Origin of the sequence: Paraburkholderia sediminicola (assembly GCF_046027355.1) — a bacterium.
In the GTDB taxonomy this organism is placed as follows: Bacteria; Pseudomonadota; Gammaproteobacteria; order Burkholderiales; family Burkholderiaceae; genus Paraburkholderia; species Paraburkholderia sediminicola_B.
Map to the genome: position 1 here is coordinate 143900 of NZ_JAQQEK010000022.1, position 21918 is coordinate 165817.

Below are 21918 nucleotides of genomic sequence, written 5' to 3' on the forward strand. Positions count from 1 at the left end.
TGCGGGTCACGGTTTGCGGAACGCGTCGCGGTCTTTTTCGAACTCAGCGAGGGTCGCCTCGAACACCATTGGCGCATTGCGCAAACCGCTGCGCGCTTTTAGTGCACAGGCTAATCCCGCAATCGCATAGACCGCGGTGATGCTGGCGAGCGCCTGCCACCGGTAAGTGTCCCAGAAGGCGATGGCGATCAGCGCCGTCAGCGCGATCAGCGCCATGGTGGCGAGCATCATGGCGGCAAGGCCGAGGAACAGCACGCCGAGCAAACGGTCCTTTTCTTCGGCGAGTTCAATGCCGACCAGTTCCAGCCGCGTTTGCAGAATGGCAAACACGGAACCGATTATGCGGCGTAACGGACTATGTTCTCCGCGCTGCGATTGTGTTTCGATCGTCATGGCTGTGGGCGTTGCGCGTGAAGGCCTAACCGGCGCGCGCGCGCGCCAGAAGAAGCGGACCGGCCAGGCGTGCGCCGGTCAACTCGATTCGCTGGTGCGCCGGACGAGATACGCCCGGCGGCATCGGCAGTGTTACTTGCGGTTGATCAACAGCCCAAGCAGCACACCGGCGCCCGCGGCGATGCCGATGGATGCCCACGGATGCTCGTGCACGTAGTCGTCGGTGGCGCGGGCCGCCTTCTTGCCTTTTTCGACCACCACGACCTGAACGTCGGCCGCCTTTTCCTTGGCTTGCTTCAGGCGCGTCAGCGCCGTTTCACGAAGTTCCGAAGCACGCTCGCCGGTGGCGCTCGCGGCCTGTTTCAGCAGATCTTCAGCGTCCGCGAGGACGGTTTTGATATCCGACATCAATCTCTCCTTGTTGATTTCCGACATTGACAGCTCCCCTTCGTCTCACGCCACGCGTGAATCGTAACCAAAGAAACGGCCGCTGGCGAGCGCAGGGCTCGGTTGCTTCCCAACTTCGCACGAACCGTTCCCGGTTGAAGCATAGCCACAAACAACGCTACCGCCTGCACAACGTGCAGGCAAGTTTGCTTAAGATGGAGTTGATCTGTCCCGCAAAGTTTCCACTAAATCGGTGAAAATTACAAAAACGCATAAAGTAGTGACGCGATGTTGGTTCGTCATACACCGTCACTCCCGTATGCTTTATCGTTGCGGGGCGCCGCGGATGAATGCTCGCGCGGCAATGTCCAAACCTATAGGAGATGCACAATGAGTCTACGTCTTGGTGATATCGCACCGGATTTCGAGCAGCAGTCGAGTGTCGGCCCGATCAAATTCCATGAATGGCTGGGCGATAGTTGGGGCGTGTTGTTTTCGCATCCCGCCGACTTCACGCCGGTCTGCACGACGGAACTCGGCTTGACCGCCAAGCTGGCCGACGAATTCGAGAAGCGCAATGTGAAGACCATCGCGTTGTCGGTCGACAGCGCCGAGTCGCACAAAGAGTGGATCAAAGACATTAACGAGACTCAAGCCGCCAATGTCGGCTTCCCGATTCTCGCGGACGGCGACCGCAAGGTTGCCGAGCTGTACGACATGATTCACCCGAACGCGAACGAGACGCTCACGGTGCGCTCGCTGTTCGTGATCGACCCGAAGAAGAAGGTGCGCCTGATCATCACCTATCCGGCCAGCACCGGCCGCAACTTCGACGAAGTGCTGCGTGTGATCGATTCGCTGCAGCTCACCGACAGCCACTCGGTCGCCACGCCGGGCAACTGGAAGCAGGGCGATGACGTGGTGATCGTCCCGTCGCTGAAGGACGAGGAAGTCATCAAGCAGAAATTCCCGAAGGGCTATAAGGCGCTGCGTCCGTATCTGCGCATGACGCCGCAGCCGAACAAGTAAGCGGCTGATGCGCCACGAAGCGGGCCGTTAGCTGCGGCGCGCTGCGTCGAACGAAAAAAGCCGGTTCACATGGAACCGGCTTTTTTATCGAGCCGCGCAGACTCCCTCCCAATCGCAATCGGTGTAATCCGCGCTTCAGAAAACCTTCAGAAAAAAGCCTGAATGCCCGTTTGCGCGCGCCCGAGAATCAGCGCGTGAATGTCGTGCGTGCCTTCATAGGTGTTCACCACTTCCAGGTTCACCAGATGCCGCGCGATGCCGAACTCGTCCGAGATGCCGTTGCCGCCGAGCATGTCGCGTGCGAGCCGCGCAATGTCCAGCGCCTTGCCGCATGAGTTGCGCTTCATGATCGAGGTGATCTCGACGGCCGCGGTGCCTTCGTCCTTCATGCGGCCGAGGCGCAGTACGCCTTGCAGGCCGAGCGTGATCTCGGTTTGCATGTCGGCGAGCTTCTTCTGAATCAACTGGTTCGCAGCGAGCGGCCGGCCGAACTGCTTGCGGTCCAGCACGTACTGACGCGCCGTGTGCCAGCATGCTTCGGCCGCGCCGAGCGCGCCCCAGGCGATACCGTAGCGCGCCGAGTTCAAGCACGTGAACGGACCGCGCAAGCCGCTGACCTCGGGGAAGCGATTCTCTTCCGGCACGAACACTTCGTCGAGCACGATCTCGCCGGTGATCGACGCGCGCAAGCCCACCTTGCTATGGATGGTCGGCGCCGACAGTCCCTTCCAGCCCTTCTCGAGAATGAAGCCACGGATCGCGTCCTTGCCGTCTTCTTCGAGCTTCGCCCACACCACGAACACGTCCGCGATCGGCGAATTGGTGATCCACATCTTCGAGCCCGACAGCGAATAGCCGCCGTCGACCTTCTTGGCGCGCGTGACCATGCTGCCCGGATCGGAGCCGTGATTCGGTTCGGTCAGGCCGAAGCAGCCGATCCATTCGCCGGTGACGAGCTTCGGCAGGTATTTCTGCTTCTGCGCTTCCGAGCCGAATTCGTAGATTGGCACCATGACCAGCGACGACTGCACCGACATCATCGACCGGTAGCCGGAATCGACACGCTCGACTTCGCGCGCGATCAAACCGTACGCCACGTAGTTCAGACCGGGGCCGCCGTATTGCTCAGGAATCGTCGGGCCGAGCAGGCCGAGTTCGCCCATCTCGCGAAAGATCTCGATATCGGTCTTTTCATGACGGAACGCTTCGAGCACGCGCGGCTGCAGCTTGTCCTGCGCGTAGGCCGCGGCGGCGTCGCGCACCATGCGTTCGTCTTCGGTGAGCTGCTGATCCAGCAGCAACGGGTCTTCCCAGTGAAACTGCGCGGCCTCGGCCATGGCTTATCTCCTGATTCCTTGCTTGACGGAAACGTGTTTGCGCTTGACTTTAGTTCCGCTATGCGAAACAATGTTTTGCAAACCACGTCCGAGTGTATCACCCCATGACGCCAACATCTACTCCCTCCGAACCGCTCGATGAGCGCAAATTCGTCGTCGCCCTCGCACGCGGGCTGGATTTGCTGCGCGCGTTCAAGCCGGGCGAAACGATGCTCGGCAACTGCGATTTCGTCGAACGCACCGGCTTACCGAAGGCGACCGTCAACCGTCTCGCCTACACGTTGACCGTGCTTGGCTATCTGCGGCTCGACGAAACCTTGGGTAAATACGCGCTCGACGCCGGTGTGCTGTCACTTGGTTTCGCGCTGCTCTCAGGCACGGACACGCTCGAGCTCGCGCGCCCGCACATGCGCACGTTCGCGCGCGAGGTGGGCGCGGCGGTCTCGCTCGGTTGTCGCGATGGGCTCGACATGATTTATCTGGAGACGATCCGCAGCGAAACCGCGCTGACGCTCGGACTGGCGTCCGGTTCGAAGCTGTCGATGCTGACGAGCTCGATGGGCCGCGCCTATCTGGCGGTGCAGCCGCTCGACTTGCGCGCCGCGTTATTGGTGGAGTTGAAAAAGGCGGCGGGCAAGGAAGGCGCCGAACTGGTCGCCGACGCCGAGCAAGAAATCGCCGCGTTTGCCGCGCAGCGTTGCTGCTATTCGTTCCGTGCGTGGCACGACGATGTCAATGCAGTCGCGGTGCCGTTTCGCGAGCCGCGCGAAGGGCGCTGGCTGGTGCTGAGTTGCAGCGGGCCGGCATCGTCGATGGGAGAGGATGTATTTCGTGACAACGTCGCGCCGCGGCTGAAGGCGCTTGCGCGGCGTTTGGGCGATACGGGTTGAAGCGGGCGGCGCGTGCCGACGCGTCAAACAACTACTCAAACTGCCCGGTCGTGATAATGCGCATTGAACAACGGTCCTTGCACGAAGCGCACGTCGTACTGCTGCAACGCCTCAAACTGCGTTTCATCCATGACACGGTTGAAAATCAACGGAATCCGCAACCGTCCGGCATAACCCACTAGCGGTTTAACCGTGGCGTCGCGCAAAGCGGTCCCCGCATCCATCTTGATGAAGTCGAGTCGCGCGGTCTCCGACACCGACAGAATCTGTCCCGCGTTCGACAGATTCCCCGCCACCTTGAAGCCATAGTGCTGGTAGCTCTTGGTCAGATAGCCAAGAAAGGTCTTGTGCGCGACCGCCGCTGCCGGCAACTCGATCACCACCCGCGACGGGTTCAATCCGAACGACATCAGCACGCTCGAAAAATGCCGTCCGTGGTCGTACTTCACACTCTTGAGCAGCCGCTCGTGCACGCGCAGAAAGAGCAACCCATGCCGCTGCGCACCGAAGAAATTGATGGCGTGCAGCGCGCGTGACATGCGGTCGAGCGCGACCAACTCCCGATCGTCGGCGATACGGTCGAACGGATCGAACACGTCGAACGGCGCCGCGTCGACCTGGTGCGTGACAGCTTGGAACCCGAGTTCATCGCCGAAACGGTCCACACCCTCGACCCCCGACGAAAGCGACTGCGCCAACGCATGCACGCTGATATCGAAGATCGGCTCATAGGCGCTGGCGAGTTCGAACCCGTCGAATTGCGCCAGCGCGACGTCGTGATGCAAGCCTTGACCCATCACCAGATGCTCGCCGAGAAACGGATGATCGGCGGCGCGGGCAATGAGGTTGGGGATGGTCGGCGGAATCATGTAGACGTATGGATGGCGATAGTGAGGCGCTCGGCGCGCGGCAACGCGACTCGATTGCCGCATCCATTGATGGTAGCAGTCCGCACCGCCGCCACATGAACAAATTGCTCATAACGTTATCCGCCGAACGCTTGTGCCGACGCGCTGTCCGGTCTTTTCAGGCGATTTTTCAGGGTTTACGTTAATTTCACTAAGCGTAATTAGTTTTACTATACGTAAATTGCATCGCGGCTGCGATGGCGGATGGCTTGTGCCGTCGGCGCAGCGCATGTGCCCGCCACTGGCGCTTGCTGGCCTGTTTCAGCCGCGCTGCCACCGAACAATCCAGTCAGCATCAGGAGACGACCCAATGAGCGCGAAACCGGCCGCGGCCACCGCCAATGTGATCGAAGTCGAGCGCGTGCTCGCCGAAACGCATCACCCGGCATTCCAGTTGCTGCTGCTCGCGCTCTGCGGGCTGTGCCTCGTGATCGACGGCTTCGACGCGCAGGCGATGGGCTACGTCGCGCCGAGCGTGATCGGCGAATGGCATGTCTCGAAGGCGGCGCTCGGCCCAGTGTTCAGCGCGAGCCTGTTCGGCATGCTGCTCGGCGCGCTCGGGCTGTCGGTGCTGGCGGACCGCATCGGCCGTCGTCCGGTGCTGATCGGTTCGACCTTCTTCTTCGCGCTGTCGATGCTGGCCACGCCCTTCGTCACCACGATCCCCGCGTTGATCGCGCTGCGCTTCATCACCGGCCTCGGGCTCGGCTGCATCATGCCGAACGCGATGGCGCTGGTCGGCGAATTCTCGACCCCCGCACATCGCGTCAAGCGCATGATGCTGGTGTCGTGCGGTTTCACGCTGGGTGCGGCGCTCGGCGGTTTCATCAGCGCCGCGCTGATTCCGGCTTATGGCTGGCGCGCGGTGTTCTGGGTGGGCGGCGCGGTGCCGCTGCTGCTCGCGTTGGCAATGCTTATTGCGTTGCCGGAGTCGCTGCAATTCCTCGTTCTCAAAGGACACAGCGAGCGCGCGTTGCGCTGGCTCGTGAAGTTCAACCCGGCGCTGCCGATCGACGCGAACACGCGGCTCGTCGTGCGTGAAAAGGGCAACGACGGCGCGCCGGTCGCTGAATTGTTCCGCGCCGGCCGCGGTCCGGTAACCTTGATTCTGTGGGCGATCAGCTTCATGAACCTGATCGATCTGTATTTCCTGTCGAACTGGCTGCCCACCGTGATGCGCGACGCCGGCTATTCGCCGGGCACGGCGGTGATCGTCGGCACGGTGCTGCAAACGGGCGGCGTGGTCGGCACCTTGCTGCTAGGCTGGTTCATCGAACGTTTTGGTTTTGTGCGCGTGCTGTTCGTGTGTTTCGCGGGCGCGGCGCTCGCGGTCGGCACGATCGGCACGGTGGCGCATGCGTTGCCGTGGCTGTTGCTAGTGGTCTTCGCGGGCGGCTTCTGCGTGGTCGGCGGACAACCGGCGGTCAACGCGCTGGCCGGCCATTTTTACCCGACCACGCTGCGTTCGACAGGCATAGGCTGGAGCCTCGGCATTGGCCGGATCGGCTCGGTGATCGGACCGCTGGTCGGCGGTCAACTGATCGCGCTGAACTGGTCGAACGCCGAGTTGTTTCATGCGGCGGCCCTGCCGGTGCTGTGCTCCGCGCTGCTGGTGATCGCGCTGGCCGCCGCGACGCGCCAACGCCGCCAGCCGTCCGAGCCGCGGACCGCGTGAGATGACGAGATCGAGTATCAACGGAGAACCTTGCATGGACACCCCAACACGCACGCCGAACACTGCCAGTTCGCGGCTCGAAATCGAGCCGGGCTATCAGTCGGGCTTCGCGAACGAATTCGCCACGGAGGCCTTGCCGGGCGCGTTGCCGGAAGGCCGCAATTCGCCGCAGCGCGCGGCTTATGGTCTGTACGCCGAACAACTGTCGGGCACGGCGTTCACCGCGCCGCGCGGCCATAATCGCCGCTCGTGGTTGTACCGGATTCGGCCGGCGGCGGTGCATATGCCGTTCACGCAACTGCCTTCGGAGCGGCTCGTCGCCAACTTCGCCGAGGTGCCGCCGACGCCGCCCAACCAGTTGCGCTGGGACGCTTTACCGATGCCGGCCGAGCCGACCGATTTCATCGACGGCTGGGTGACGATGGCGGGCAACGGCGCGGCCGAATCGATGAACGGCTGCGCGATTCACCTGTACGCCGCGAACCGCTCGATGCAGGACCGTTTCTTCTATACCGCCGACGGCGAATTGCTGATCGTGCCGCAGGAAGGGCGTCTGCACATCGCAACCGAGTTCGGCAAGCTCGACATCGAGCCGTTCGAGATCGCGGTGATTCCGCGCGGCGTGCGCTTCGCGGTGAGCCTGCCGGACGGCACGGCGCGCGGCTACATCTGCGAGAACTTCGGGGCGTTGCTGCGTCTGCCGGATCTCGGTCCGATCGGCTCGAACGGCCTCGCCAATCCGCGCGACTTCCTCACACCGCACGCGGCCTACGAAGACCGGGAGGGCGATTTCGAACTCGTCGTCAAGATGAACGGCAATCTGTGGCGCGCGGACATCGGTCATTCACCGCTCGACGTGGTGGCGTGGCACGGCAACTACGCGCCGTACAAGTACGATCTGCGCCGCTTCAACACGATCGGCTCGATCAGCTTCGACCATCCGGACCCGTCGATCTTTCTTGTGCTGCAATCGCAAACCGATACGCCGGGCGTCGATAGCATCGACTTCGTGATCTTCCCGCCGCGCTGGCTCGCCGCCGAAGATACGTTCCGTCCGCCCTGGTTCCATCGCAACGTCGCAAGCGAATTCATGGGCCTTGTGCACGGCGTGTACGACGCCAAGGCCGAGGGCTTCGTGCCGGGCGGCGCGAGTCTGCATAACTGCATGTCGGGTCACGGCCCGGACGCGGAGACGTTCGAGAAAGCCTCGCATGGCGATACGTCGACGCCGAAGAAAGTCGGCGACACGATGGCCTTCATGTTCGAAACGCGCACGCTGATCAAGCCGACTCGCTTCGCGCTCGAAACCGCGCAATTGCAAGCGCATTACTACGAGTGCTGGCAAGGCCTCACGAAACACTTCAACCCGGAGCAACGATGAACGCATTGAGCGATCTTCAGGCGACGCTCGATCCGTCGCGCAAAAGCTGGGTCGAGTCGGCCAATGATTCGACCAACGATTTTTCGATTCAGAATCTGCCGTTCGGTATTTTTAGCGACGACCTGAATGCGACGCGCCGCGTGGGCGTCGCGATCGGCGAGAGCATCGTCGATCTGGCCGCGCTCGAAAGCGCGGGTCTGCTGACCGTGCCTTCATCGGGCGCGGGCGACAGCGTATTCGTGCGCGACGCGTTGAACGATTTCATCGCGCTCGGCCGGGACGCGTGGCGTAGCGTGCGCATTCAGTTGAGCAAGCTGCTGTCGCGCGATAACACGACGCTGCACGACGACGTCGAGCTGCGCGGCCGCGCATTGATCCGCCAGGCCGATGCGCAATTGCATCTGCCGGTGCAGATTCCGGGCTACACCGATTTCTATTCGTCGAAGGAGCACGCGACTAATGTCGGCTCCATGTTCCGCGATCCGAAGAATGCGCTGCTGCCGAACTGGTCGGAGATGCCGATCGGTTATAACGGACGCGCGTCATCGGTGGTGGTGAGCGGCACGCCGGTGCGTCGTCCTAACGGGCAATTGAAGCTGCCGGATCAGGATCGTCCGGTGTTCGGCGCATGCCGCAAGCTGGATATCGAACTGGAAACCGGCTTCGTGATCGGCGCGGGCAATGCCTTGGGCGAGCCGGTTGCGTGTGCCGATGCCGAAGCGCATATCTTCGGCATGGTGCTGTTGAACGACTGGAGCGCGCGCGATATTCAGCAATGGGAATACGTGCCGCTCGGACCGTTCAACGCGAAGACCTTCGCGACGACGATCTCGCCGTGGATCGTGACGCTCGACGCGCTCGAACCGTTCCGCGTCGCGCAGCCGGCACAGGAGCCGCAACCGCTCGCGTATTTGCGCCACGACGGCGAGCATGCGTTCGATATCACGCTGGAAGTGAAGCTGCGCCCGCACCAGGCGAAAGAGGCGAGCACGATTGCGCTGACCAACTTCAAGCATATGTACTGGACGATGGCGCAGCAGCTCGCGCATCACACGGTATCGGGCTGCAATACGCGCGTGGGCGATCTGATGGGCTCGGGCACGATCAGCGGACCGACGGAGGATTCGTTCGGCAGCTTGCTGGAGCTGACGTGGAATGGCAAGAAGCCACTGGAGTTGCAGGAAGGCGGCACGCGCAGTTTCATCGAAGACGGCGACGAGTTGACGCTGGCCGGTTGGTGCCAGGGCGAGGGTTATCGTGTGGGCTTCGGCGCGTGCGTCGGGGAGATTTTGCCGGCGTTGAAGTAACGCTGGAAATAGCGGGCGAGCCGCACGAAGGCGCATGAAAAAAAACGGGGAAGCCACGATAAATGGCTTCCCCGTTTTGCTATTCACGCATCATCTCGCGCCGCGACAGAGTCTGCTGATCGACCCGCGACCGGGCTCGGCGCACGGCGTCCCTCTCATCAAGCCGCTACAGGAAACGCCAAAGCAGCAGCGAGCGGCACGTCGGCCATCGCATCGTCAGCGGCGCCGCAGCGCCGTACCAAAGGCTTGCCGATCAACCAGCAGCCCGCACCGGCGCACGCCGTCTCTCCCACCAAACCGCCGCCAGAAACGCCAACGCAGCAACGAGCAATACACCGACCATCGCGTCATTGCCGACGCCCTTCATCAACGCACCAGCCACGAGTGGCCCGCCGAAACTCGCCGCGCTCCACGACGCGCCCACCAGCGAACTCGCCGACACCAGCGCGACACCGCGAAAGCGCTCGCCGCAGGCAACCAGCGACAGCGTATAAATCGCGCCCGCCGCCGCGCCGAGCACATACAGCAGCGGCCAGCAGAGCCACGGCGAAGTCATCGCCCACGGCAGCAACGGCAACAGCGCCACGACGATCACACCGCAACCAATATGCACGCGTTCGCGCCCGAGCCGGTCAGCCAGCCAGCCGATCGGGAATTGCATCGTCGTATCGCCGAGCAGCAGCGCCGACGCGAACAGCACGGCCACCTCGCTCGTGATGCCATGCGACATGGCAAAGAGCGGCAGCAGCGAGAGCGCGATCGTGTCGAACAACGCGAAGAAACCAGTGCCGATCACGAGCGCCGGCATCTGCGGCAAGACACGGCGCCAACTGCCGTGCGCCGCGTGCTCATCCTCGGATGCTTGCGGCGTCTTGCGGATCGTGGCGAGCATCGGCAGCGCCAGCAGGAAGATCGCGCCGCAAATCAGGAAGCGCCACTGCGTGAAGCCGGCGATCTGGCTCACCAGCACGGGACCGGCCATCTGGAACAGCGTGAAGTTGGTCGCGTAAATGGCGATGACGCGTCCGCGCGTGGCGTCGTCGGCCAACTGGTTGACCCAGGCTTCGCCGATCGTGAAGAGCAGCATCAGCGCCGCGCCGCATAGCACGCGCAACACGGCCCAGAGCCACAGGTTCGACGTGAGTTGCATCAGCGCGGTGGCGAAGGCCACCACCAGCACGGCGCCCACGATCACCTGGCGGCCGCCGAAACGCGCCGCGATCCATCCCGCGAGCGGCACGATGACGAGCCCGCCGCCCGCTTGCGCGGCGGTCAGCAGGCCGACCACGTCGGTGCCGTAGCCGGCTTGCGTGAGTGCGAGGGCAGTGAGGGGAAGCGTCGCGCCGCTGCCGAGTCCGACGACCGCGACGCTAAGGATCAAAGCGAGGAAATCGCGCGTGAAGATGACTTTCATCGGCCGAGATGCTACTACGGCCGCGGGTCATTCGCACCTGCGCGGGGTTTGCGACGTGAGCGGAGAAACGTGGTTAGCCCGCCATCGCCATGCGTTGCGCGCGCCGGTCGATCGACACCGACCACAGCGTCAGCACCAGCGCGCCGATCGAGGTTGCCACGCCGACCCACGGCAGCGTCGTGAGCGGTGCGCCCGCGCCGATCGCCATGCCGCCGAGCCAGGCGCCCGTCGCATTGCCGAGGTTGAAGGCGCCCTGGTTCAAGGTCGAAGCCAGATTCGGCGCATGGCTCGCGCGGTCGACGATCAGCATCTGCAGCGGCGGCACGATCGCGAAGGCCAGAACGCCCCACACGAAGATCGTGATCATCGCCGGGATCTCCGCATGCATGGTGCCAGCGAAGATGGTCAGGATCACGACGATCGCCAACAGGAACGCCACCAGCGACGGCATCAGCCGCCAGTCGGCGAGCTTGCCACCGAGTGTGCTGCCCACCGTCAGGCCAAGGCCGAACAGCAGCAACACTAGGGTGACGGCGTGCGGCGTAAAGCCGGTCACGTCTTCGAGAATCGGCGTGATGTACGTGAAGGTGGAAAAGAGGCTTGCGGACGCTAGCACGCTGATGCCGAGCACCATCAGCACTTGCGGGTTCTTTAGCACGCTGAATTCGTGGACAAGACTCGCCTTCTGCATTTCGATCTTCGCCGGCAGACACACCGCGAGCGCGGCCGCCGCGACGACGCCGATGCCCGTCACCGCCCAGAAGGTGGCGCGCCAGCCCACCGCCTGGCCGAGTGCGGTGCCGAGCGGCACGCCCAGCACGTTGGCGAGCGTGAGGCCCGTGAACATCAACGCGATGGCTTGCGCGCGGCGGTTCGGCGCGACGAGGCCCGCGGCCACCACCGAGCCGATGCCGAAGAACGCGCCGTGGCAGAACGCGGTCACGATGCGCGCGGCCATCAGCACCGCGTAGCCCGGCGCGACCGCGCACAGCAGATTGCCGACGATGAACACGCCGATCAGGCTCATCAGCGCCTTCTTGCGCGGCATGTTCGCAACAGCGATCGCGACGATCGGGGCGCCGATGGTGACGCCGAGCGCGTACGCCGACACCAGCATGCCGGCCGCCGGGATCGACACGGACAGGTCACGCGCGACATCGGGCAGCAGCCCCATGATCACGAATTCGGTGGTACCGATTCCAAACGCGGCAACGGCAAGGGCAAGCAGGGGCAAAGGCATGGTGAAGGAGCGTGAATCGGCGCGGCGGGAAGCGTCGCGCGGCCGGCGCGCGTTTTCGGGGCGAAAACGCGTGCGCCGTACAGGGGTAAAACAGTAGGGGATTCTACCTAAGTCAAAACGGGCTTGCTGATCGTCAAGGCTGGTGTTGTTTTTTACTGAAAATCGCTATCGCAACGCGAGTTCGGCTGCGTTTCTAGCGTTGATCGCCGTCGGGGGCGAGCGTGTTGCCGTGGCGGCCGGCACCACTGGCGAAATGCGCCGCGCCTGCCACACCTTCGTCGAACACGGCTTGATAGCCGCCGGCACCTTCACGGCGCAATGCTTCAGCGACATCGTCGAGCAGGCTGTTTTCCAGCACGGAGCGGCGATCGGCGAGCAGTGCCGCCTGCGGAAACGCGGCCAGTTCGGCGGCCAACTGTTCGGCTGCCGCGCGCGCCGTGCCCTTGGGGACGACGCGATTGGCGAGACCGAAGCTGAGCGCTTCGTGCGCGCTCACCGCGCGGCCGGTCAGAATCAGGTCCAGCGCGCGCGACAGGCCGATCAAACGCGGCAAGCGGATCGTGCCACCGTCGATCAGCGGAATCCCGACGCGTCGGCAGAACACGCCGAGCACCGCGTCGTCTTCGACGACTCTCAGATCGCACAGGGCCGCCAGTTCCAGGCCACCCGCCACCGCATAACCGGCAATCGCGGCGACCACGGGCTTGCTGAAGCTCATGCGCGTCGGTCCCATCGGGCCGGGACCGCTGCCGTCGGCATGCAATTCGTTGCGACGGGTGTCGTCGGCGAGGGCGGTCAGGTCCGCGCCGGCGCAGAAGGTGCCGCCCGCGCCGAACAACACCGCCGCGCGCCAGACCGGCTCGGCTTCGAAGCGGGCGAACGCGGCGCTGAGCGCCTCAGCGACAGGACGGTCGACGGCATTTCGACGCGCGGGCCGCTCAAGGATGATCGTGGCCACGCCGATATCCTGATTAGCTTCGATGCGCACGTGGTCATTGAAATTTTGCGTGGTTATCATCGTTGTCACCGTAGAAGTCATCCGCGTCTGCTCGCTCGTCGCGGGCTTGTGAGCGGTGTGCTCATGCAGAGTAATTAATACCGTGGTCTGTCATGCTTCTTACACAATCGGCTCGTAGCGTAAGCGCTCTTCTAACACGCTGGCGTCTTTTCGCCAGCTTAACGAGCCTGCCTTTGCCCTTGTCCAATTCATCGTCAGCCGCCGCGCCGGCTTGTGCCGAGACGGTCTGGACCGTGCCTCTGCAAGAGCATCCATGGTACGACCATGTGCGCCTGAAACGCGTCTTCGTCACGGACGGCACGCGGCATCAGGTCGTACTCGTCGATGTGCGCAAGCTGCTCGCCTGCGCCGATCGCGACAATACCGATTACGTGCTGAAGCCGGTCGCCGAATGGCATTCGGGCAAAGTGCGCGGCATTCGGGAGTTTCTCGATCCAGAGAACCCGCGTATTCCGCAGATGCCGTACGTGACCATCTCGACGCGTCGCGCGCCGGGTCTGCTGGGTTGGTTCGGACTGGAGCGCGAAGGCGTGGTGGCGTTTCGCAACGGCCAGCATCGCGCACGCTATCTGGCGGATGCGGGCGCCCGCTGGTGTCCGGTGGAAGTGCACGAGCGTGAGGCGATATTGCTGCGCGAACTCTGCGGCGCCGCGGACGACGCGCGCACTGTGGTCCGCGCGACGCCGTTGAACACCGGCGGCGACACCTAAGCGGGCGCGCGCACCACGTTGCGCGGCGTGCCGGCATGCCACGCCGCGACGTTTTCGAGCGTGGTCTGGGCGATCTCGTTCATCGCCTCACGCGTGAAGAACGCCTGATGGGCGGTGACGATCACGTTCGGGAACATCAACAGACGCGCGAGCACATCGTCCTGCAAGGGCAGATTCGAGTGATCCTCGAAGAACAGGCCGCCTTCTTCCTCGTACACGTCGAGCCCGAGGTGGCCAAGCTGGCCGTCCTTTAACGCGCCGATCAGCGCATTGCTTTCGACGAGGCCGCCACGGCCCGTGTTGATCAGCATCGCGCCGCGCTTCATTTTGGCGAGCGCGGGGCCGTCGATCAAATGGTAGGTGTCCGGCACCAGCGGACAATGCAGGCTGACCACGTCGGACTCGGCGAGCAGCGTGTCGAGCGGCACGTAGCGGGCGCCGAGCGCGAGCAAGTCGTCGGCGGGCTTGCCGGGATCGTACGCGAGCACCTGCATGCCGAAGCCCGCCATGATGCGGCCGAATACGCGGCCGATCATGCCCGTGCCGACCACGCCGACGGTCTTGCCATGCAGATCGAAGCCGAGCAGCCCATGCAACGAAAAGTCGCCTTCGCGAGTGCGTGCGGCGGCGCGCGGCAGACGCCGGTTCAGCGCCAGAATCAAGCCGACCGCATGCTCGGCCACCGCGTGCGGCGAGTAGGCCGGCACCCGCGCGACCGTGATGCCGAGACGCTCGGCCGCGGCCAGATCGACGTGATTGAAGCCTGCCGAGCGCAGTGCAATCATGCGCGTGCCGCCGGCATGAAGCCGTTTCAGCACCGCCGCGTCGACGTTGTCGTTGACGAACGGGCAGACCACTTCATAGCCCTGAGCGAGAATGGCCGTCTCGCTGTCGAGGTGCGATTCCTGGAAGTGCAGTTCATAGCGATGCTTGGCATTGCCTTCGGTGAACGTGTCACTGTCGTATTGGCGGCTGCTGAACAGTATCATGCGCATGTCGGGCTCCGAAGACACCGTGCCGGCGCTAATGACGCGGACTCATGGCGTGGCAGGCGAGCAAATCAGTATAGGGTATGCGTCGCGAGTGAAGCGCGCTGCCAATCCACTTGTCTTTGCTGAAGATCATTTTTTGCGAAGACAAGTGGATGTGAGTTGAAAATAATATTGACAGCCTCGTCGAACTACAATATCTATTAAAAAAGGCCGTTCAAAAAAGCATGTTCACTCGTGCTGTAATAATTGACCATCAGCAGACGATGTCTTTTTCAAGGCGTTAGGCAACTTCGCGAGGAAAGAGTGACAGTCGAGCTATCGGAAGATAATTTCAATAACCCCCACCGCAGCGCGGCAAATCGTCTCGGACGCGACTCGCGTCATCCCATTGCCGTAAATTAAGTTTTCACTCAATCGCTATGCCGGTTGAGTAATGCGTGCGTCGTACTGGGGGCCAAATAAATCTATTCGAGTTTTTCGAATGATTTTTCGGTTTCCTGCTAATAAACCCGTCAATCGGCGAGCCAACATGATCGGTGAATTGCTGAGATCTCAACCGGAGATCGCGCTGTTCGCAAGCCTTGCAATTGGATATTTCATTGGTTCGTTCCGCGTCGGGCCCATTCAGCTCGGCGGCGTGTGCGGCACGTTGATCGTTGCGTTGCTGTTGGGCCAGACGGGCGCGCGCATCGCTCCGGATCTGAAGAACATCGCGTTCGCGCTGTTCATCTTCGCGCTGGGCTTCACCGGTGGGCCGCAGTTCTTCGCCAACATCGGCCGTGGCTGGCGTTACGGGTTGCTGTCGGTGGTCGAGATCGTGTCGGTGCTGGTGCTGATCATGATCGCGGTGGCCGTCATGCGGCTCGATGCCGGTACGGCGGCCGGTCTGCTGGCGGGCGCGGCGACGGAGTCGGCCGTGATCGGCACGGCGTCCGAGGCCATTGCCAAGCTCGGTTTCAGCGACGCGGAAACGGTCCGCCTGCAGGCCAATATCGTGACCGCGTACAGCGTGAGCTACCTGTTCGGCCTGATCACCATCGTGCTCTTTACGAGCCAGTTCGCACCGCTGCTTTTGCGCGTCAATCTGCGCGACGAAGCCGAGCGCGTGTGGCGCAAGCTCGGCGGCGACGGCGCGTTCGGTGAGGGTCAACGTGCGGCCGCGCCGGCGCTCGTGGGCCGCGCGTTTCGCGTCGGCGCGGCGGCCGGCGCGACGATCCGGGCCTTCGAACAGCAATACGGCTTCAACCTGACGGTCGAGCGCGTGCGGCGAGACGGCGCGAATGTGCCGGCCGAACCGCAGCTGACGCTCGCGGCCGGCGACATCATTCTGCTGGCGGGGCGACGTGAAGCGATCGTGACGGCGGCGGCCGCTCTCGGCGAAGAAGTAGACGGCGCGGACTTCGGCCTTGTGATCGCCGAGAAGCTCGACGTGGTGTTGACGCGCAGCGACCTGCACGGTCGAACGATCGCGCAGGTGCGCGAACAGGCGACGCCGGAAAACGGACGTGGCGTCTACATCGCGACGGTCACGCGGCTCGAAACCACGGTGCCGGCGCTGCCCGGCACCGAGCTCAATCGCGGCGACGTGCTCACGCTGGTGGGCGCGAAAGCCGATGTCGAGCGCGGCGCAAAGCGTTTGGGCTACGTACTCGTCGCGACGCAGAAGACCGACTTCGTCTATCTCGGTCTGGGCGTGCTGGTCGGCATGGCGATCGGCCATCTCGGCGGGCGGGTGGGCGGCGTGTCGGTGGCGCTTGGGACGGGCGGCGGCTGTCTGTTGTCGGGGCTGCTGTTCGGCTGGATCCGTTCGCGTTATCCGCTGGTCGGTTCGTTGCCTTCGGCGGCCGCGCAGATTCTCAAGGACTTTGGTCTCGCCACGTTCATCGCCGCAGTGGGTTTGTCGGCGGGACCGGACGCCATCAGGCTGGTGCGCGAGTACGGTCTCGCGCTGCCGGTGGCCGGGATTCTGATGGTGCTCGTGCCGGGCCTGCTGTCGTTGTGGATCGGCCGCATGTTTCTCAAGCTTGAGGCCCCCATGCTGCTCGGCGCGATTGCCGGCCAGCAATGCAGCACGCCTGCGATCAGCGCACTGGTGGGCGTCACCGGCAACTCCACGCCCGTGATCGGCTACACGATCACTTATGCACTCTCGAACATTCTGTTGCCGCTGATGGGGCCGGTGGTCGTCGGCCTCGCCGGGAAATTTCATTAGGCGGCCAGATGTGCCGGATGTGGCGCGCCATGCCACGTTCGGCCGATGCGGCAGGCCCCAAGCGGAGCACGCCACGATTGCGCTTCGCATGCGCGAGCAGCACCCAGTACTCAGTATCACAAACTATCCAGCGAGGGCACGATGGACTGGCTACATCACATCTTTCAGAAATCACCCGAGATTGCGCTGTTTCTGTCGCTCGCAGTCGGCTACTTCATCGGGCAGATCAACTTCGGCAAGTTCCAGTTGGGCGGCGTGGGCGGGTCGTTGCTGGCCGCGGTCGTCATCAGTCAGGCGGGCGTGACGATCGACAACGGTGTGAAGTCGGTGATGTTCGCCGTCTTCATCTATGCGGTTGGCTACGACTCCGGTCCGGGCTTCTTCAATTCGCTGAACCGCAAGACGCTGCGTGAGATCGCGATGGCCGTATTTCTGGCGGTCAGTGCGCTCGTCACCGTGGTGGTGTGCGCGAAGCTGTTCCATTTGAACAAGGGGCTCGCCGCCGGGCTCGCGGGCGGCGCGCTGACGCAGTCGGCGATCATCGGCACGGCAGGCGATGCGATCGCGCGTCTCGGCCTGCCCGCCGATCAGGTCAAGTCGCTGCAATCGGACGTGGCGATTGCCTACGCGGTGACCTACGTGTTCGGCTCACTGGGCGCGATCATCGTGTGCGTGAATATCTTGCCGAAGTTCATGGGGCAAAGTTTGCGCGACGCCTCGATCGAAGCGGAACGCGAGCTGACCTCAGGCGCGCCGTCCGTCGCGCCGGGGCAGCTTTCCGCCTTGCCCGAGATGGTTGGCCGCGCCTACAAGATCGATGTCAGCGCCGGGAAAACGGTGAAGGCCGTCGAGACGCAGCATCAGGACTTCCTGACGATCGAGCGCATCAAGCGCGACGGCCAGCAACTCGACCCGGTGCCCGACCTGGTATTGAAGCCCGATGACGTGGTGCTGGTGGTGGGCCGCCGCGAAGCCGTGGTCGCCTTCGGCGCGAGCGGCGGCGAGGTGGCCACCGTCGAGGACGTCGGCGTCGTCATGCAGACGCGCCAGGGCGTGTTCACGCGCAAGGGCATGAACCACACCACGATCGCCGCCGCGCGGGAAGTGGTGGATCGCGATTTGCGCCACGGCGTCTACATCCAGGGTATTTCGCGCGCTGGTCAGCCGCTGCCGATTCTGCCGGAAACCAAACTCGAGCACGGCGACGTCATCACCTTTTACGGCTCGCCGAAAGACACCAAGCGCGCCGTCGACGCCGCCGGCTACGAGCTGCCCTATAGCATCAAAACCGACTTCATCTACATGGGCGTCGGCCTCGTGCTCGGTTTGCTGATCGGCCTGATCGTCATCAACGTCGGCGGCATTCCGCTTACGCTCGGCTCGGGCGGTGGTTGTCTGCTGGCCGGCCTGCTGTTCGGCTGGATGCGCGGCAAGCATCCCATGTACGGCGTGATGCCGTCGGCGGCTTCGCGGCTGCTGCAGGATTTCGGCCTGGCGGCGTTCGTGGTGGTGGTGGGGCTCAACTCGGGATTGCAGGCCGTGGTGACCGTCAAGCAGCTTGGCATCACGATTTTCCTGCTCGGCGTGTTCGTCACGTTGTTCCCGTTGCTGCTCACCATGCTGTTCGGCCGCTACGTGCTGAAGTACAACAACGCAGCCATTCTGGCCGGTGCGCTGTCCGGCTCACGCAGTGCGAATCCCGCATTCGGCGGCGTGCTCGACAAGGCGGAAAGCGCCGTGCCGACCGTGCCGTTCGCGATCACGTATGCCATCGCGAACGTCGCATTGACGCTGCTCGGCCCGCTCGTGGTCGGGCTTGTCTAGCGCGGGCGTCTATCGATCTCTCTCACGCCGGCGCTCACCGGACGATCATTCGCCACGCCGGCGTCTTTCACTTGGCTCATTGGAGAACGCATCATGGCAAAAGAGAAGGGTGACAAGAAACACGCGGATATGGCACAAGCGGGTATGGCCGCGCTCAGCCCGTTCGAGTTGAAGGACGAACTGATCAAGGCCGCCGGCGGCAGCGCCGTGGAGCGGCCCGCCAACGCATCCATGCTCAACGCCGGCCGCGGCAACCCGAATTTTCTCGCGACGATTCCGCGTCACGGCTTCTGGCAACTCGGCCTCTTCGCGATGCGCGAATCGGAGCGCTCGTTTGCCTACATGCCGGAAGGCGTGGGCGGCTTTCCGCGGCGCGACGGCCTCGAAGAACGCTTCGATCTGTTCCTGCGCGAGAACAAGGGCGTGCCGGGTATCGACTTTCTGCGCGGTGCGGTGTCGTACGTGCGCGATCAGTTGGGATACTCAGCCGGCGATTTCCTGTATGAAATGTGCGAGGGCATTCTCGCTTCGAATTATCCGGTGCCGGACCGCATGCTCAAACTGTCCGAGCTAATCGTCGGGCAGTATCTGCGCAAGGAGATGATCGGCGACCATCCTTTTGTCGGCGAATTCGATGTGTTCGCGGTGGAAGGCGGCACGGCGGCGATGACGTACATCTTCAACACGATGCGCGAGAACCACCTGATCAAGGCGGGCGACACGATCGCGCTCGGCATGCCGATCTTCACGCCGTACATCGAGATTCCGCGCCTGAACGACTACAAGCTTAACGTGGTGAATCTCGAAGCCGACGTGGCGAACGGCTGGCAGTACTCGAAGAAGGAACTCGACAAGCTGCGCGATCCGAAGGTGAAGGCGTTCTTCCTCGTGAACCCGAGCAATCCGCCTTCGGTGAAGATCAATGACGAGAGCCTTCAATATATTGCCGACATCGTCAAGGAACGGCCCGATCTGATCCTGCTGACCGATGATGTGTATGGCACTTTTGCCGACGACTTCGTCTCGCTGTTCGCGCTCGCGCCGAAGAACACCATTCTCGTCTATTCGTACTCGAAGTATTTCGGTGCGACCGGCTGGCGTCTGGGTACGATCGCGACGCACCGCGACAACGTGCTCGACAAGCTGATCGCCGAATTGCCGAAGGACGCGAAGAAGCAGTTGCACGAGCGTTATGAATCGATCACGACGGAGCCGGACAAGCTCAAGTTCATCGACCGTCTGGTGGCCGACAGCCGCACTGTCGCGCTGAATCACACGGCGGGTCTGTCGACGCCGCAGCAGGTGCAGATGGTGCTGTTTTCGCTGTTCTCGCTGATGGACACGCCAGACGCGTACAAGAACGCGCTGAAGCGTTTGATCCGCAAGCGCAAGCAGGCGCTTTACGAGGAAGTTGGCATTTCCTTCGAGGACGACGATCCGAACCAGGTCGATTACTACACGATCCTCGACGTCGAGTTCCTCGGCGAGCGGATGTTCGGGCGTGAGTTCGTCGAGTGGCTTCTGAAGAACACGCAGCCTTCCGAACTGCTGTTCCGCCTTGCGCGTGAAGCGCGCGTCGTGTTGCTGCCGGGGCTTGGTTTCGGCACGCAGCATCCGTCGGGGCGCGTGTCGTTGGCGAACCTGAACGAGGCCGACTACCGGCAGATCGGGCGCGCTCTGCGCAAGCTGATCGAAGAGTATGTCGAGCGCTTCAATGCGGCGACTGGCAAGAAACTCGACAAGACCAAGGTGAAGTGATGGCATGGTTTGCCGCGCTGCGTGCGCAACAAGCATAGTCAAAAAACTTGCGCAATCGCGCGGATCGGTGAATGATCGAACAGGCGGCCTCGTCAGCGTCATTGCTGGCGGGGCCGTTTGCTCCTTTGCGTCCTGACATTCACGTACCGATCATCATGCCGACTTCATCATTCACATCCGCATCTTCCGCAGTGCCCTGTCCGGTTGTCGAGTCGCTCGACGCCATTCTTCCCGAAGAACCGCTCCTGATGATGGGCGCCGGCCCCGTGCCGATTCCCGCCGCCGTCGCCAAGGCCAACGCGATCGTGATCAATCACCTGGGCGGCACGATGGTGAAGGTGATCGGGCAGGTGAAGTCGATGGCGCGCTATGTGTTCCAGACGAACTCGAAATGGGTGTTGGGCGTGGCGGGGCCTGGATCGGCCGCGATGGAGATGGCGATTTCGAACCTCGCGTGGGAAGGCACGCGTGTGCTTTCCATCAAGAACGGTTTCTTCAGCGAACGGATGGCGGAGATGGGGCGGCGCGTCGGCGCCCGCGTGAGCACGCTCGATGTTGCTGATCGTTCGGTGGCGAGTCTCGAAGAGGTTGCCGAGGCGATTCGTCGGGAGCGTCCCGAGATCGTGACGGTGGTGCAGGGGGAGACGTCCAATACCGTTTGGAACTATCACCTGAAGGAGATTGCCGCGTTGGCGAAAGCGGCGGGCGCGTTGGTGATCGTCGATGCGGTTTGCACGTTGAGTACGATGCCTTTGGAGATGGATGCCTGGGGGATCGATGCCGTTATTACGGGTGGGCAGAAGGGGTTGTCGTCGATTCCGGGTGTATCGTTGATCGCGTTTTCCGATGCGGCCTGGGAGCGGGTCAAGGGGCGCACGGCGCCGAATGCGCATTGGTGTCTGGATGCTTCGCTCGCCGAGAATTTTTGGCATAACGCGGGGTATCACTATACGGCGCCTGTGTCGGGCGTTCTGGCTTTGCATGAGGCTTTGCGACTTGTGTGTGCTGAGACGCTTGAGAAGCGATTTGCCCGGCATTTGAAATGCTCACTGGCGTTGCAGGATGGGGTCGCGGCGATGGGGTTGCGGTTGTATACGCCGGAGGCTTGTCGGTTGAATTCTGTTGTTGGGATCGAGGTGCCTGAAGGCTTCAGTCCCGCGGATGTTTGTTCGCATATTTCGCGGATGCATCAGGTGGAGATTTCGGGTTCGTTTGGATTGCCAATTGTTCGTGTGGGGCAGATGGGGGAGCAGTGTCGGGAACATAACCTCTTTCGCACTGTGCATGCGCTTGGGAGGACTATGGTCGATCTTGGGGTTAAGGTTGATTTGCCTGCCGGCGTGGCGGCTTTGGAGAGGGGGTTGTCGGGGGGGAGGTAGGGGGTTTTTGCCTGCTCGGGGATTGGTTGTGGGCTTGGGGTTTTGGCCTTTCCTTGTTTTGTTA

General features: G+C 62.9%; 18 protein-coding genes. 10 read left to right on the forward strand and 8 right to left on the reverse strand.

Translation table 11 applies throughout. The features are described 5' to 3' along the window. Window positions 1-6: 6 nt before the first annotated feature. On the reverse strand, window positions 7-393 hold the full coding sequence (locus PQR42_RS31115; RefSeq protein ID WP_408216800.1) for a phage holin family protein: 387 nt from the start codon (window positions 391-393) through the stop codon (window positions 7-9). A 132-nt stretch (window positions 394-525) separates the two neighbouring features. Further along, entirely contained in the window at window positions 526-828 is a 303-nt protein-coding gene (locus PQR42_RS31120; protein ID WP_007179108.1) for an ElaB/YgaM/YqjD family protein, read from the reverse strand. A gap of 342 nt (window positions 829-1170) precedes the next feature. Between PQR42_RS31120 and PQR42_RS31125 the strand changes: the two genes are divergently transcribed. Then, window positions 1171-1809 carry a peroxiredoxin gene (locus PQR42_RS31125; RefSeq protein WP_408216798.1) on the forward strand — a complete coding sequence of 213 codons (639 nt, stop codon included), beginning with the start codon at window positions 1171-1173 and terminating at the stop codon, window positions 1807-1809. 146 nt (window positions 1810-1955) lie between these two features. On the opposite strand, the gene PQR42_RS31130 is transcribed toward PQR42_RS31125, so the two are convergent. After that, complete coding sequence (locus PQR42_RS31130; protein WP_408390158.1) at window positions 1956-3146, reverse strand: acyl-CoA dehydrogenase; 1191 nt, start codon at window positions 3144-3146, stop codon at window positions 1956-1958. Window positions 3147-3250: 104 nt separating this feature from the next. Between PQR42_RS31130 and PQR42_RS31135 the strand changes: the two genes are divergently transcribed. Further along, the gene (locus tag PQR42_RS31135) at window positions 3251-4036 is read left to right on the forward strand and encodes an IclR family transcriptional regulator (RefSeq protein ID WP_408494387.1); all 786 of its coding nucleotides are present in this window, start codon (window positions 3251-3253) and stop codon (window positions 4034-4036) included. 35 nt (window positions 4037-4071) lie between these two features. Here the strand turns inward: PQR42_RS31135 and PQR42_RS31140 are convergent, their stop codons facing one another. Further along, window positions 4072-4905, reverse strand: a complete 834-nt coding sequence (locus PQR42_RS31140; protein WP_408216790.1) for a diguanylate phosphodiesterase — start codon at window positions 4903-4905, stop codon at window positions 4072-4074. 349 nt (window positions 4906-5254) lie between these two features. On the opposite strand from PQR42_RS31140, the gene PQR42_RS31145 reads away from it, so the two are divergent. Genes PQR42_RS31145 through fahA form a run of 3 tightly spaced genes read left to right on the forward strand, consistent with a single transcriptional unit; the run spans window position 5255 to window position 9307 of the window. After that, window positions 5255-6619, forward strand: coding sequence for an MFS transporter (locus PQR42_RS31145; protein WP_408390160.1), 1365 nt, complete (start codon window positions 5255-5257; stop codon window positions 6617-6619). A gap of 34 nt (window positions 6620-6653) precedes the next feature. Further along, the gene (gene hmgA / locus PQR42_RS31150; RefSeq protein ID WP_408216785.1) at window positions 6654-8000 is read left to right on the forward strand and encodes a homogentisate 1,2-dioxygenase; all 1347 of its coding nucleotides are present in this window, start codon (window positions 6654-6656) and stop codon (window positions 7998-8000) included. Beyond that, on the forward strand, window positions 7997-9307 hold the full coding sequence (gene fahA / locus PQR42_RS31155) for a fumarylacetoacetase (protein ID WP_408390162.1): 1311 nt from the start codon (window positions 7997-7999) through the stop codon (window positions 9305-9307). The genes hmgA and fahA overlap by 4 nt, the downstream gene beginning before the upstream one ends. 253 nt (window positions 9308-9560) lie before the next feature. On the opposite strand, the gene PQR42_RS31160 is transcribed toward fahA, so the two are convergent. The 3 genes from PQR42_RS31160 to PQR42_RS31170 all read right to left on the reverse strand — a co-directional run bounded on the left by PQR42_RS31160 (window position 9561) and on the right by PQR42_RS31170 (window position 12979). Beyond that, a complete protein-coding gene (locus PQR42_RS31160; RefSeq protein WP_408390165.1) occupies window positions 9561-10721 on the reverse strand; it encodes an MFS transporter in 1161 nt (386 codons plus the stop codon). A 73-nt stretch (window positions 10722-10794) separates the two neighbouring features. Beyond that, a complete protein-coding gene (locus tag PQR42_RS31165) occupies window positions 10795-11961 on the reverse strand; it encodes an MFS transporter (RefSeq protein WP_408216777.1) in 1167 nt (388 codons plus the stop codon). A 193-nt stretch (window positions 11962-12154) separates the two neighbouring features. Then, window positions 12155-12979: a crotonase/enoyl-CoA hydratase family protein gene (locus tag PQR42_RS31170; RefSeq protein ID WP_408390168.1), complete on the reverse strand. Its 825-nt coding sequence runs from the start codon at window positions 12977-12979 to the stop codon at window positions 12155-12157. Window positions 12980-13071: 92 nt separating this feature from the next. Here PQR42_RS31170 and PQR42_RS31175 point away from each other — a divergent pair, with 92 nt between their 5' ends. Continuing rightward, window positions 13072-13689 (forward strand): plasmid fertility inhibition factor family protein, encoded by a 618-nt coding sequence (locus tag PQR42_RS31175; protein ID WP_408390170.1) that lies wholly within the window; start codon window positions 13072-13074, stop codon window positions 13687-13689. On the opposite strand, the gene PQR42_RS31180 is transcribed toward PQR42_RS31175, so the two are convergent. Then, the gene (locus tag PQR42_RS31180; protein WP_408390174.1) at window positions 13686-14684 is read right to left on the reverse strand and encodes a 2-hydroxyacid dehydrogenase; all 999 of its coding nucleotides are present in this window, start codon (window positions 14682-14684) and stop codon (window positions 13686-13688) included. The two genes, PQR42_RS31175 and PQR42_RS31180, sit on opposite strands and share 4 nt — an antisense overlap. Window positions 14685-15210: 526 nt before the next feature. On the opposite strand from PQR42_RS31180, the gene aspT (PQR42_RS31185) reads away from it, so the two are divergent. The 4 genes from aspT (PQR42_RS31185) (at window position 15211) to PQR42_RS31200 (ending at window position 21854) form a co-directional block, all read left to right on the forward strand. Further along, the gene (aspT, locus tag PQR42_RS31185; protein WP_408390177.1) at window positions 15211-16893 is read left to right on the forward strand and encodes an aspartate-alanine antiporter; all 1683 of its coding nucleotides are present in this window, start codon (window positions 15211-15213) and stop codon (window positions 16891-16893) included. A gap of 141 nt (window positions 16894-17034) precedes the next feature. Next, on the forward strand, window positions 17035-18717 hold the full coding sequence (gene aspT / locus PQR42_RS31190) for an aspartate-alanine antiporter (RefSeq protein ID WP_408216764.1): 1683 nt from the start codon (window positions 17035-17037) through the stop codon (window positions 18715-18717). 93 nt (window positions 18718-18810) lie between these two features. Next, complete coding sequence (locus PQR42_RS31195) at window positions 18811-20475, forward strand: bifunctional aspartate transaminase/aspartate 4-decarboxylase (RefSeq protein ID WP_408216761.1); 1665 nt, start codon at window positions 18811-18813, stop codon at window positions 20473-20475. A 155-nt stretch (window positions 20476-20630) separates the two neighbouring features. Further along, on the forward strand, window positions 20631-21854 hold the full coding sequence (locus tag PQR42_RS31200) for a pyridoxal-phosphate-dependent aminotransferase family protein (RefSeq protein WP_408216974.1): 1224 nt from the start codon (window positions 20631-20633) through the stop codon (window positions 21852-21854). Window positions 21855-21918: the final 64 nt, after the last annotated feature.